The 12377-nt window shown below is 41.7% G+C and carries 12 protein-coding genes and 1 pseudogene; 9 read left to right on the top strand and 4 right to left on the bottom strand.

Annotation, left to right across the window (positions count from 1 at the left end; translation table 11 throughout):
- Both ACH0QE_RS09885 and ACH0QE_RS09880 read left to right on the top strand, forming a co-directional pair.
- Positions 1-402: pseudogene (locus ACH0QE_RS09885) on the top strand (hypothetical protein); the annotation flags it as partial.
- 83 nt (positions 403-485) lie between these two features.
- Complete coding sequence (locus tag ACH0QE_RS09880; RefSeq protein WP_415800528.1) at positions 486-842, top strand: hypothetical protein; 357 nt, start codon at positions 486-488, stop codon at positions 840-842.
- A 47-nt stretch (positions 843-889) separates the two neighbouring features.
- On the opposite strand, the gene ACH0QE_RS09875 is transcribed toward ACH0QE_RS09880, so the two are convergent.
- On the bottom strand, positions 890-2533 hold the full coding sequence (locus ACH0QE_RS09875) for a diguanylate cyclase domain-containing protein (protein WP_415800527.1): 1644 nt from the start codon (positions 2531-2533) through the stop codon (positions 890-892).
- Between the two features lie 249 nt (positions 2534-2782).
- Between ACH0QE_RS09875 and ACH0QE_RS09870 the strand changes: the two genes are divergently transcribed.
- Positions 2783-3076 (top strand): hypothetical protein, encoded by a 294-nt coding sequence (locus ACH0QE_RS09870; RefSeq protein ID WP_415800526.1) that lies wholly within the window; start codon positions 2783-2785, stop codon positions 3074-3076.
- Between the two features lie 28 nt (positions 3077-3104).
- On the opposite strand, the gene ACH0QE_RS09865 is transcribed toward ACH0QE_RS09870, so the two are convergent.
- The 3 genes from ACH0QE_RS09865 to ACH0QE_RS09855 form a co-directional block, all read right to left on the bottom strand.
- Positions 3105-4571: a M20 family peptidase gene (locus ACH0QE_RS09865; protein ID WP_415800525.1), complete on the bottom strand. Its 1467-nt coding sequence runs from the start codon at positions 4569-4571 to the stop codon at positions 3105-3107.
- A 62-nt stretch (positions 4572-4633) separates the two neighbouring features.
- The gene (locus tag ACH0QE_RS09860) at positions 4634-5905 is read right to left on the bottom strand and encodes an MFS transporter (protein WP_415800524.1); all 1272 of its coding nucleotides are present in this window, start codon (positions 5903-5905) and stop codon (positions 4634-4636) included.
- 272 nt (positions 5906-6177) lie between these two features.
- Positions 6178-7485: an alkaline phosphatase family protein gene (locus tag ACH0QE_RS09855; protein ID WP_415800523.1), complete on the bottom strand. Its 1308-nt coding sequence runs from the start codon at positions 7483-7485 to the stop codon at positions 6178-6180.
- A gap of 139 nt (positions 7486-7624) precedes the next feature.
- Here ACH0QE_RS09855 and ACH0QE_RS09850 point away from each other — a divergent pair, with 139 nt between their 5' ends.
- From ACH0QE_RS09850 to ACH0QE_RS09825, 6 genes are all read left to right on the top strand, one after another.
- Positions 7625-8260 carry an HD domain-containing protein gene (locus tag ACH0QE_RS09850; RefSeq protein ID WP_415800522.1) on the top strand — a complete coding sequence of 212 codons (636 nt, stop codon included), beginning with the start codon at positions 7625-7627 and terminating at the stop codon, positions 8258-8260.
- A gap of 21 nt (positions 8261-8281) precedes the next feature.
- The gene (locus tag ACH0QE_RS09845; protein WP_415800521.1) at positions 8282-9073 is read left to right on the top strand and encodes a DUF4240 domain-containing protein; all 792 of its coding nucleotides are present in this window, start codon (positions 8282-8284) and stop codon (positions 9071-9073) included.
- 19 nt (positions 9074-9092) lie between these two features.
- Positions 9093-9467, top strand: coding sequence for a VOC family protein (locus ACH0QE_RS09840; RefSeq protein ID WP_415800520.1), 375 nt, complete (start codon positions 9093-9095; stop codon positions 9465-9467).
- Positions 9468-9860: 393 nt separating this feature from the next.
- Positions 9861-10079, top strand: coding sequence for a hypothetical protein (locus ACH0QE_RS09835; RefSeq protein ID WP_415800519.1), 219 nt, complete (start codon positions 9861-9863; stop codon positions 10077-10079).
- A 213-nt stretch (positions 10080-10292) separates the two neighbouring features.
- A complete protein-coding gene (locus ACH0QE_RS09830) occupies positions 10293-11483 on the top strand; it encodes a hypothetical protein (protein ID WP_415800529.1) in 1191 nt (396 codons plus the stop codon).
- A gap of 12 nt (positions 11484-11495) precedes the next feature.
- On the top strand, positions 11496-12377 hold an 882-nt coding region (locus tag ACH0QE_RS09825; protein WP_415800518.1), incomplete at its 3' end, for a Zn-dependent hydrolase.

The raw sequence follows: 12377 nt of genomic DNA, 5'->3' as shown, positions 1-12377 counted from the left end.
CTTTTATATGGTGTTACCAGATGGGCCGATTATCGTGAAAAGAATTTAGCGGATTTGCTAGATACAAGTAAAATTGAAAGAATCTATTACAATCAGCTTCCAATAATGGATGAGAAGGCAGCATATAATCGGCAATTAACTGATGATCAATCAATTCAGGAGTTGATTAGTTTTCTAAATCAATATAAAGTGAAAAAAATCGGCGACCGCGATTTTGTTTCAGAATATCCAGATGAACAATTCCAATTCCAATTGGAATATGAAGACGACCGAGTTACAATGCCTTCCTTAATCGAAAGGGATGTTCTATTAAATGATATGTATCAATATGAAATCACCAATGGCCCGGTGGATTATGAATGGCTGGAGGAGTTTTTAGAGAGAAGAGGAGAAGAATTTTAAATAAATCTTAATTAGCCATTAGTTGAAACCTTGCTCGCTATTGATACGTATTTCCGTTAATACTAATCTTCAGGAGGTCCGTAATGAAAAAGAAAATAATTGTACTGGCAATAGCTATTTTCGCTTTTTTATACGGCTGCAGTGAAGAAGAACATCAGTTAAAAGGCCTGATTTCCGATAAAGAAGGCATTTATGGCTTGTACATCGTCGGTGATGAACAAGTTGATGGCACCAGGCTTGCAAACGAAGGTATTGATGAATCAAAAATTCATATGATTTATCATCCAAAGTCATTAGAAGTAGCTCAAGATTCGCTATCTACTGCAGGGATTGATAAAGAACCAGCATATGTTGTACTGGACAATAAGGGGATCTCACTGAAAACTTATGATTATGATGAATTGGTAAAATTCCTTAAATCGAATATTCCGCAAAAATAAATGCCCTTTTTATGGGAGGTAAAATTGTTATAAAAAATGCCAGGAGATTACGCTCCTGGCATTTGTTTTTGTTGGTTTGGTGTATGGAAGGTAAACTGATTTTTGCCAGCTCGTTTTGAAACATATAGTGCCTCGTCAGCGTAACTTATGACGGTGGAAGGATCGATATCATGATCGGGCCATACTGCACCACCAACACTGCATCCGATATGAAGCTTTAATTCAGCTATATCATAAGGGGTGTTTATGTCCGTAATCAACTTGTTCGCTATTGCGGTAAGCACGTGTTTCTTGGATTCAGTCGGACTACTCACGACGACAAGAAATTCGTCACCACCAAGTCTGAAGACAGTATCATCATTTTGTGTATTTTCTTTCAACCTGCTGGCTACTTCCTTTAGAAGCAGGTCTCCCGTTTGATGTCCATACCTATCGTTGATTTTTTTAAATCCATCCAAATCCAAATACAAAAATGATAATGAATTCCCCAAAGTTTTGGCCTGTTTGATAAATTGATCAAGCGCGACACGGTTTCCAAGACCAGTCAAGAGATCATGATGGGCCAGGTTTTCCATTTTGCCCAAATTGGATTCTGTCCGTACTAATGTATCAACTAAATCCCTTAAAGAACTGGATAGGATTTCAAGATCTTGGATACCTTTTATTAAAGGGATGGTGCTCTCTTTGCCGATTGTTAAACTATGAGCAGCTCTTGATATCTTTCGTAAAGGATTGGTTATGAAACCGGCAAGAAGCCAGCCAATAATGGCAAAGACAACAGCAGTTACTGTACCAAGTTTGATTATGAAAGTTTTTAATTGTTCAACAGGAGCGAAAGCGTTCTCTTCAGGGATTCGGACAATGACCGTCCATCCCAGGCCAGAATAATCATCATGCCCGTCACTGACCGCAAAGCCTGTCAGATAATTTTTTCCGTCCGGCCACTCTTCTACGTGCCAGCTGTTGGCACCCTTCCTTGCCTTATGAACACTCTCAACATCAAGGACTTTCCCAGTCATACCTTCTGGTCCAAGGAGGACGGTGCTGTCCAAACCACTCACCACAAAAACTTCCGCTCCACTCAATTCATCCTTTAAAGGTTGTACAATTTCATCCTGTACTTGCCGCGACCATTCCCAACTGAGATGTGTAGCCAAAACACCAGTGAATTTTCCGTTTTCATCTGTTAAAGCTTTGCTGATGTCAACGAATTGCATCGGTTCTCCTGTTGGATTCGGCAGCAGGTTTGCAAGAAGAACCGCGCTATGAACATCGCCAATGAAAGTTCCTTTTTTACCTTCCTGATAAACAGGGCGCTGTGAAATATCAGAGCCTACCAGAATTTTGTCTGATGCTGCGACCACAGTCCCAGCTGAATCAGTCAGGCCAATCCAAGAAAATACGGGAATACTGGATTTTAACTGATCCAGCAATACCTGAGCTGACTGCAGATCCTCATGAGATTTAATATCCTCTATTTGACTTAGGACCTCAACTTCCCCGATTCGTGACCACATAAACGAATCTAGTTTATCTGCCATATGAAAAGCAGTAGAAGACAAGCTGTTACCAATCTCTCTTTTTATTGTTTCACTTGAATGCTTGCTAATCGTTATGCTCAGTAGCATCGTTAGCGCAATGATAATAACACTAAAAAATAGAGCCATATAGGCTCGAAGGTTGATTTTCATCTAAAGTATTCCTTTCGCAGCAAAACTAAAAATCTCTACTTTGTCATATCGACAAATTTCGCCACTTTTTAAGAAAAAACTAAAAAATTTGATAGTACTGTATGAGAGGAGAAGGAGGATATTTCACTGTAATATTATGGACATGATAAATTAGTAGAATTTCTCCAGAATAACTTTCTATACTGATATTAGGTTGCTTATTTCTGCTATCTTTTTTTTAACACAGACCATATGCCCAGGGAAACTGGTATGACAAGGGTTACTTTAATTATAGAACTATGCTCAATTAATGAGGTATGGGTGGAGCGATTTGCCGAGAAAATTGACCACCACATTGGTGGTTCTGAGAAGGTGATTGTCGATACAGTAAACCAGATGATGAATAAAAAGAAGATTGACAGCCAGTATAATTTCACAAGTTTCACCTCGTTAAAAGCTCAGGCGGTCCTGAGCTTTTTAAATGCCCAAAAAGGGAGTTCACCCAGGATTACGGTAATTTTAAATAACAAAAAAAATTGGGCGAGCTTTATTAAAGTAAAATAATCTCCGCCCAATACATTAAAAATCTACTCTATTGTTCCTTATCAGCTTCTCTAATAACTTCCATATAAAAACTAATCGCCTTCATGTAGTTCACAATACTAATATGCTCATTCGTTCCATGCATGCGATTCAGATCTTCAGAAGTCAACTGGACAGGGAGAAACCTATAGGTATTTTCGGCAATACTATCGTAATGCTTTGCATCAGAGCCGGCAAACATAAGATAGGGTGCGATGACTGCTTCATCATAGACATTTTTTGCGCTTTGCTGTATCGTTTTGAAATGCCAGCTGTTTACATCAGAAACTCCAGAAGCCTCTGAGCCTTTAAGTGTCACTTTGATATCCTCGTCATCGATCGTTTTTTCGATATAATCCTTTACTTCTTCCAAGGAATCCCCTGGCATGAGGCGCAGATTGATGATTGCCGAAGCTTTTTCTGGAAGGGCGTTATACTGCTCGCCGGCTTGGAAGATCGTTGGTGCGATCGTTGTCCTGATCAGCGCAGAAGAGGCAGGTTGCTGGAGCAAGATTTTTTCTATGACCGGTTCGAAAATGAACTTGTTAGCAAAGACATATTTCATGCCAAAGCTCATTTCTGGTGCTACAAACTCAAATAGATCCTCACCAGGTCCTTTCAGGTCTGCAGGGAACTGGGTTTCTTCCAGTTTGGCGATAGCGCTGGCAATCCTGCCGATATTGGTCCGGTCTTTTGGCTGTGAGGAATGGCCGCCGCTTCCTTCGATTGACAGCTCTGCAGTCGCAGAACCTTTTTCAGAAACACCGACAACGCCGACAGGTTGATTGACACCAGGTACCATGTTCTCGACGATGGCTCCTCCTTCATCTAAAACGAAATCAAACTTGATTCCTCTGTCATTTAGCGTGCTTACAATCATTGCGGCTCCTTCTTCACCGCCGATTTCTTCATCATGTCCGAACATCAGATAGATGTCGCGGGCAGGCTGATAATTTTCTTTGAGCAGGTGTTCTGCAGCTTCAAGAATTCCAATCACACCGATTTTGTCATCCAGTGTACCGCGTCCCCAAATTTTTCCGTCTGCGACTGCCCCACTGAAAGGGTCTTGCTCCCAGTTTTCCTCCGTGCCTTCAAGAACGGGAACAACATCGTAATGGCTTGTCAATCCAATTGGCAGTTTCGTAGAGTCTGATCCTTTCCATATATAGACAAGCGAATGGCCATTCACTTTTTCAAGCTCAAGCTCTTCATGTACGATAGGAAAGCTTTCTTTTAAAAAGGAAATGAAACGGTCGTATTCAACCAAGTCCATTTTGCTGCGGTCCTGGTAGGAAATAGTCTTAAATTGAATCGCTTTCGATAGAGTATTGATTGCATGGTCTTCTTTAATGGTGGCATTAGATTGTTTGGGTGATGGCTGGCGGGATTCCAAGGTGAGGGCATTGAACATGGTGACAATGATGAAAACAAGAAGTAGGCTGCCAATGATCATTAAGGAAAGCTTTAGTTTTTTCATAGACTTCTAGAAAACCTCCATTCATTTTTCAAAAAAGCCTCTGGTTTCCCAGAGGCTGGTGATTAGACAATTTCAGGTGCTTGAGGCTGTTGTTCTGGTTCTGGAACAAAGGCGAGAATGATCATTCCAATAACGAAAAGGATGACGAGGCTGAAAACTCCCATGCTCGAATTACCAGTAAGCTGTGCTGTTAGACCGACCATAAGCGGCCCCATGATTGAAGCGAACTTGCCGAAGATGTTATAGAAACCGAAGAACTCATTGGCATTCGCTTTTGGCACCAATTTTGCAAAATAAGATCGGCTTAATGCCTGGATACCGCCCTGGGACGTAGCAACAAGCATTGCCAGGATCCAGAAGTCAGTCGTTGTTTCCAGGAAGTATGCGTAAATACAAACAAAGATATAAACGGTAATTCCGACATAAAGCATTTTTTTACCGGTAAAACGCTCGGATAATTTTCCGAATAGAATCGCGAACGGCCAGGCCACTACCTGGGTAGCGAAAAGGATGATTAATAGGTTAGTAGAGCTGATGCCTAAATCGGTTCCATAGGCTGTAGACATCGTAATGATCGTTCCTACACCGTCAATATAAAAGAAATAAGCTAATAAGAATAAAAATAATGCCCTGTATTTACGGATTTCCTTAAAGGTTTTTCCTAAACGCCTAAAGCTTTGCAGCACCAGTTGCGGTTCTCGCTCGATGTAATGCTTTTGATGCACATTTTTAAACATAGGGATGGAGAAAAGTCCCCACCAGATGGCGGTAATAATAAAAGCTGTCTGACTTGCCAGAGTCATAGAAATTGGCAAGACCTTTGTCTGGGCTAAAATAATGATTGCGATACTGATGATGAATGGAATCGTACTTCCGATGTAACCCATCCCATATCCGCGAGCTGAAACTCTGTCCAACCGTTTATCCGTCGTCACATCAACGATAAAGGCATCATAGAAAACATTGGAACCTGTCGATCCGAGCACGGCAAGAGTGTAGACTACAAGCAGCATCAGCCAGTTTCCGCTCGGCACGAAGGCAAGACCTGCAGTAAAGGTGATACCTAATGTAAAGAAAATGGTGAAGAATCGTTTCTTCATTCCTTGATAGTCCGCAATGGTTCCCAATATCGGGCCGATCAATGCCAGAATGAAGGTGGCGATTGCGATCGTATAACCCAAATAGGCGGTTGAATTGGAAAGGCTCACACCCGCCTCAGTTGCGGAAGCTTTATAAAAAAGCGGGAACACAGCCGTCGAAATGATAATCGAATAAGCCGAGCTGGCCCAGTCATAACGAATCCAGCTGCTCTCTTCCTTCGTAAAACCTTTCATCCTTTTGCCCCCAATAAGATCGTATTTTTGTCTATAAAGTGATCCATACCTACTCATCATTTATAAAAGTGTCCCAACCGGAAATAAAAGTGTTCCAACCGGTAATAAAACTGCTGCAACCGGAAATAAAAGTGTCCCAACCGGTAATAAAACTTCTCTCAACCTAAAATAAAGCTATCCCAAGCGTGTAAAACGGTCTTAACCGATATAATCTCTCTGCCAACTGATAATATAATTCGCTTCAAGCCCACGAAAGACCTTCTTTCCTAGTGCTAAATATCCAAAATACCTTCGAGAATAGAGCCATCTGTATCGCCGAGGTCAAGACCAAGCAGGCGGGCAAAGGTTGGGCCTTCGTCTACAAGGTGCATAGACTTGATGGAGATTCCTGGACGAATGCCTTTTCCAGCTGCGAAGAAAACAGTGTGATAACCTTCTTTTTCAGGGGAGTATCCATGACAGGCAAAAGTGTACTTTTTCGTCCTGGCATCCTGTTCGGTCACTTCTTCAATGTAGTCACCGTCTATTGCCTCGCTAAAGTAATATCCTCTGGCAGCTTCCAGCATCCTGAACGCTGTTCCATCAGCTCCTTTTGCGTTTGCTTCAGCACCAGTGATTGCTGCTTCAATGCCATTGCTTTCGTCCTGTAAAAGATCAGCTAATATATCTGTAACTAGATTTTTCGCAGCATCATCGTTTTGATTATTTACATAGATATAGGCTGATCCGTCACAACTCTTGCAATAGGCTTTCCAGTCGGTCAGTTTGCCTGAAGCATTGGTTTGGATAAGTCCTCGTTCTTTAAATAATACGTTCAATTTCACCACTTTAGACTCATCTAGTGCACTGTGATCACCAAGAATGGCCACGGTTGAATTCTTAGCTATACCGGCCTCTTTGAGTGCATTCATGATTCTGCCAAGTCTCTTGTCATGCCGGTGAAGTGCAGCTATAACTTCTCCTGATGAAAATCCGTGCATATGGCGCTGGGAGTCAAGATCGACGAAATGGATCAGCATCAACTCCGGCTTCCTCGTTTTTATTGTTTCAACTGTTGCTTCCAAAACGAAGTCATCGAGCTCTGGCTGGCTCAGGCCATTTCTGATATGGCCGAATTTAGAGTTCATTTCTAGCTGGTATCGAAGACTCCCATTGGAAAGCGAAACAGGAATCTGGTGGTGCCAGGGCCTGTTCGCAAAAATTTCAGGCATGTTGTAGTCAATATCGGCTTTTGCTGTTACTGGCCATAATAGAGCGGCAGTTTTCATGCCCGCCTTTTTTGCCTCATCGTAGAGGGTTGTCCCTTTAACATGGCGGCGGTGCCAATACCAGTCTGGTGAGATTCTGCCAGGCTGGATAAATGTATTGTTGACAATACCGTGCCGATTAGGGAAATTACCGGTCACGATTGTCGCATGGCAAGGGTATGTAACAGAAGGATAAATCGTTTCCACCTGTGTACAGAAAGAACTATTTTCTATAAAAGTCTTAAGATTTGGCATCTCCCTGAGCAAAGGAACATCATGCTCAGAAAGACAGTCAAAGGAAATGACGATTAAGTGGTCTGTCAGTTTGGTCATGTCAGCCTCCAAATGGTTTATATACTAAATATAGCAGAATATTTTGCGGAAAATAATCAAGTTTGCCATTTTCCTAAGGAAGGATTTATTGATCCACTAAAGAAGTAATAAGTATCTGAAAAACTGGAGGCAGATCAAGATGGATTTAATCGATAAAGCATTGCAAATTGCTTCAATGGCACATGAAGGGCAATATCGTAAAAATACAAAAATCCCGTATATTGCCCACCCCGTGGCAGTGGGGATGATTTTGCAAAAAGCGGGATACAGCGAGGAAATGGTAGCGGCCGGAATTCTGCATGACACAGTTGAAGATACGGATATAACAATGGAAGATATCGAGCGGGAGTTTGGAATTGAGGTAGTAAGAATTGTTGAAGGTTGCTCAGAGCCGGACAAGTCTCTTTCCTGGGAAGAGAGAAAAGAGCACACGATTGAGTTTTTGAAAACTGCTTCAGAAGAAATCCGCGTGGTCGCTTGTGCGGACAAACTGCATAATGTCAGGTCAATTCGCCAGGACGTCGTACAATTAGGCGAGGTAGTATGGAGCAGGTTCAATCGCGGAAGAGACCAACAGGAATGGTATTACAGTCATGTGTTGAAAAGCCTTGGGCATTCGTCTACGTTTCCGTTACTAGAGGAGCTTGAAATGGAAATAGAGCGATTGTTTAAAAGAGATAAATTCAGTTACAACAAAGATGAATTTTCGGTAACAAAAGATGCTGGTTTGGACAAAGACGACATCCTGGACAGGAAACATCCTAACCGGAAATAAGACAGCAGGAGTGAGAATGTGATGGAGACAACGCTCATTTATAAAGATGGTTCTTCTAATAAATTCTGGAAAATTAATGTGTCCGGAAAGAGTTATAGTATTACCTATGGAAAAATTGGAACCGTAGGTGCTATAAAAGTAAAAAGTTTTGATTCTGAAGAAGCCTGCCAAAAGGATGCTGACAAATTGATTAAATCGAAATTGAAGAAAGGTTACACTCCGGCTAACCCTGTCGATCAGGTAATGAAGGAAGGCTCGATGTCTGAAATTGTATTTTGGGAGATTCTTAAGACTGCCAAGCAAAAAGGGGAAGACCCTGAGGAACAAATCGAGTGGCTGGTTAGCCATTTATCGAAGAAACCCGTCAAAGATATTGTGATGTTCGATTACTTTTTCAATCAGAATTATCAGAACTCATACACTTCTGACTTGTGGGCCGCGGCCTATATCATCATGGGAGGAGCCTCAGATGATTCCTTTGATTATTTTAGGGCCTGGCTGGTATTCCAGGGAAAGGATACTTATGAAGAAGTTTTAAATGATCCAGAGAAGATCATCCCCTATTTAAAAAAACTGGAGGATGAAGAGGATGTCCCTCAGCTCGAGGACTTGTTGAGTGCAGCAAGTATTGCTTATGAAGAGAAGACAGGGTTGGAATACGACGATTACTATGATTTATATGCACAACTGACTGGAGACCAAACGATTCCTCCTGATATAGAATTCGACTGGGATGAGGATGATGAAGAAGGTTTGAAAAAGAAGTTTCCCGGCTTATGGGAAAGGTATGGAGACAACCCATTGGAGTATTAACTTTTTAGGAGGAGAAACTTTGAAATCACCACTTTACAATAAAGTAAACAATGTCTTTATCCACGTGAGCAATTTGAAAAAATCTGCAGAATGGTACTATAACCTGCTGGGAATCCCATTTGATGCCGAAAAGGTAGAATCACCAGTCCATAACATCCCAGTTACATCTGAAACAGGATTAACCCTGGACGATCACACCTTCGACCCAGGTTTTAATTTGAAGCCCTCCGACCATGTGTTATTTAACTTTCTAGTAGATGATGTTGATGAAGCCTATACCTTTGTTAAGTCAAATGGATCTACAATCACTAAAGAAATTGAGCGAATTGGCGATTTTGCCTACTTCAACTTCAAGGATCCAGACGGGAATGTCTTGATGATTTGTAACTGTTAAGGGGTAATGGTGCCCTTTTAACATTGAAATTGGCTATTATGGGAACCAGACCAAAAACTAGATTTATAGGTATCCAATAAGCGTCATTGGTGCCCTAAAAGATCCCGAAACTAGAATAATAGGTAACCAATAAACATGATGGGTGTCCAAAAAACGCCAAAACTTGAATTATAGGTAACCAATAAGCCTGATTGGTGCTCTAAAAATGCTGAAACTAGAATTGTTGGTAACCAATAAGCGTACTTGAAGCCCTAAAAAGATGAAAAACTAAAATTATAGGTAACCAATAACCTGCCAGCAAGGTTCATTTATCCATGAATGGTTTTTATTTCCTGGAATCACCTGTATCAGCCCTGGGTAAAGAAAGGTAATACCTAAGAAGGGGTGATAAAGATGAAGGCGAAAGTGAAAATGTCAAAAGAAGAGCTATTTGATCAAATCCAGAATAGTGATGGCAACTTAAGAATTTCGTCTGTGTCCTCAACTGAAGAAGGGGAAGAAGTGATCGCCCTGGCTAAGCACCTTGAACTTGAAGGCAAAATCGTTCTATTGGAATACTGTTTGGATAAAAAGCCACTGGCTGTTTCCCTGAAAACAAAAAATCCTGACTAAAAATATAAATTCAACTGGCGAGCCACTTTTATAGTGGTTCGCCTTTTTATTTACTAGGTAATAAGAACCAAAAAGGTTGAGAAAACGCTTTCTTTTTAAAATTATAAAATTTATAATTGACTGAATATTATATCTATATTATTATCATCCTAATACTTTTTTTCTTTCGCAAAGCGAAGCGTTTAAGTAAAAAAGAAAATGGAGGGATTCATGATGTCACAGATGTTAGCTTTGGTTATTGTTGTATTCATTTTACTAGTGGGTGATTTAGTTGCTGTTAGGACGAAAGCATGGATTCCGTCCATGTTTGTCTCAGCTGTACTATTTCTGATTGGTTATTGGACGTTTTTCCCTAAGGAAATCGTTGCCCTTGCTGGTGTGCCATCGGCAGTGGCTGTTATGATGATGTATTTGTTAATAACAAATATGGGAACATTGCTGTCGATCCAAGAATTAAAAAATCAATGGAAAACCATCGTCATTGCGTTATCAGGTATTTTAGGAATTGTAACTGTACTATTGAGTGTTGGTACTCTCATCTTTGGATTCCAGACAATGGTTGTTGCCGTACCACCTTTAGTTGGTGGAGTCGTTTCCGCCTTGATCATGTCTGAAGGAGCAAAGGAAGCAGGCCTTGCAACACTGTCGGTATTCGCGATTGTTATTTATGTCATGCAGGGTTTCGCGGGTTACCCATTAACCTCACTCGTTCTGAAAAAAGAAGGAAAGAGACTCTTAAAGCAATATCGCGAGGGCAGCCTAGCAGCAAATGAAGTTGCTGCAACTGTAGAGGCCGCTGCGCAACCTGTTGAATTAAAGCTTTTTAAAAACCTTCCTGAAAAATATAATACGGAATTCTTTAAGTTTTTCAGGCTATCACTTGTCGCTTATCTGGCTTACCTAACATCTACGTTGCTGGCTCCAGTCGTCTCAGTAAGCCCGTTCGTACTTGCATTATTATTTGGAGTCATAGCAACAAGCGTAGGATTCCTTGAAAAGCAAGCACTGCAGAAGGCCAATGGATTTGGGATTGCGATTCTTGTCCTGATGTTATTCATTTTCGATGGATTAAAGCAGGCTACACCAGGAATGCTTCTTGAGATCATTGTTCCGCTGCTTGGTGCGATTGTCCTTGGTATCACAGGAATGTACATCTTCTCATTTATCGTCGGCAAGATTTTAAAGGTGAGCAAAGAAATGGCCTTTGCTGTATCATTGACAGCACTTTATGGTTTCCCGGCAGATTATATTATCACCAATGAAGTCATCAATTCTTTGACTGAGGATGAAAAAGAAAGAGAAGCCTTGACAAGCCATATGCTTCCACCAATGCTTGTGGGCGGCTTTGTGACCGTCACGATCGTATCGGTTGTACTTGCCGGTATCTTCGTAGGATTCTTGTAAGAAAAGAGGGGAATGAGATTGGTAGAGTTAAAGGAACGAATTGAACAGCATATTAATCAAATCAGTGAGTACACAGCGACTCCCGGAAAAGGGACGACAAGGCTGACATACAGCCAGGAGGATCTAAAGACTCGCAATTATATAAAAGAAAAAATGAGAGAGTATGGCCTCCAGGTTAGAGAAGATGGATTCGGTAATATTTTTGGCAAACTGGAGGGAACCCTGAAGGACGCACCGAGCGTGATGGTCGGGTCGCATTTTGACTCCGTCCCTCACGGCGGCTCCTATGATGGTCCAGCCGGAGTTGTTGCCGCTCTTGAGGTAGCAGCACTCTTTGCCAAAAACAACTTAACGCCCAAGTATCCTCTCGAAGTTGTTGCATTGGTTGAAGAAGAAGGAGCAAGGTTTGGCGGAGGCCTTATGGGTTCCCGTGGAATGGTCGGCTTGCTGGGTGAGGAGGATTTTCAGAACCTAAGGGACCATAACGGTGTCTCTACAGTCGAAGCAATGGGTGAAATCGGACTTGACCCATCACTTCCGAAAAAGAGAGATATGAAAACGATAAAGGCTTTCCTTGAGTTACATATCGAACAAGGTCCTATTTTAGAAGAAAAAAAGATTCCTATAGGAGTCGTAGAGGCAATTGTTGGACTGACTCAGCTGGAAGTAACCGTTAAAGGGCAGGCAGGGCATGCAGGAACCACACCGATGGATCGCCGCGCCGACGCACTGGTCGCTGCGTCTAATATTATCGGTCGTTTGCCAGATCTTGCTGAAGAAGAAGGGGAAGGAACGGTCATCACCACCGGTCGTTTGAATGTTTATCCGAATGGAGCCAATGTGATTCCGGATCAGGTAGTCTTCTCGGTTGATATTCGCTCTGGAAAGGAAGAA

This window comes from Mesobacillus sp. (assembly GCF_047739415.1).
GTDB lineage: Bacteria > Bacillota > Bacilli > Bacillales > Cytobacillaceae > Mesobacillus.
Note: the sequence above shows the minus strand (reverse complement) of the source record. Positions and strands in the feature narration are given on the sequence as shown.

What these genes read in the sequence shown, in the direction of transcription:
- ACH0QE_RS09855 (WP_415800523.1), bottom strand. Translation starts at nt 7,485, where the DNA reads ATGACCAAACTGACAGACCACTTAATCGTCATTTCCTTTGACTGTCTT.
- ACH0QE_RS09850 (WP_415800522.1), top strand. Translation starts at nt 7,625, where the DNA reads ATGGATTTAATCGATAAAGCATTGCAAATTGCTTCAATGGCACATGAA.
- ACH0QE_RS09835 (WP_415800519.1), top strand. Translation starts at nt 9,861, where the DNA reads ATGAAGGCGAAAGTGAAAATGTCAAAAGAAGAGCTATTTGATCAAATC.
- ACH0QE_RS09845 (WP_415800521.1), top strand. Translation starts at nt 8,282, where the DNA reads ATGGAGACAACGCTCATTTATAAAGATGGTTCTTCTAATAAATTCTGG.
- ACH0QE_RS09875 (WP_415800527.1), bottom strand. Translation starts at nt 2,533, where the DNA reads ATGAAAATCAACCTTCGAGCCTATATGGCTCTATTTTTTAGTGTTATT.
- ACH0QE_RS09880 (WP_415800528.1), top strand. Translation starts at nt 486, where the DNA reads ATGAAAAAGAAAATAATTGTACTGGCAATAGCTATTTTCGCTTTTTTA.
- ACH0QE_RS09860 (WP_415800524.1), bottom strand. Translation starts at nt 5,905, where the DNA reads ATGAAAGGTTTTACGAAGGAAGAGAGCAGCTGGATTCGTTATGACTGG.
- ACH0QE_RS09865 (WP_415800525.1), bottom strand. Translation starts at nt 4,571, where the DNA reads ATGAAAAAACTAAAGCTTTCCTTAATGATCATTGGCAGCCTACTTCTT.
- ACH0QE_RS09870 (WP_415800526.1), top strand. Translation starts at nt 2,783, where the DNA reads ATGACAAGGGTTACTTTAATTATAGAACTATGCTCAATTAATGAGGTA.
- ACH0QE_RS09830 (WP_415800529.1), top strand. Translation starts at nt 10,293, where the DNA reads ATGTCACAGATGTTAGCTTTGGTTATTGTTGTATTCATTTTACTAGTG.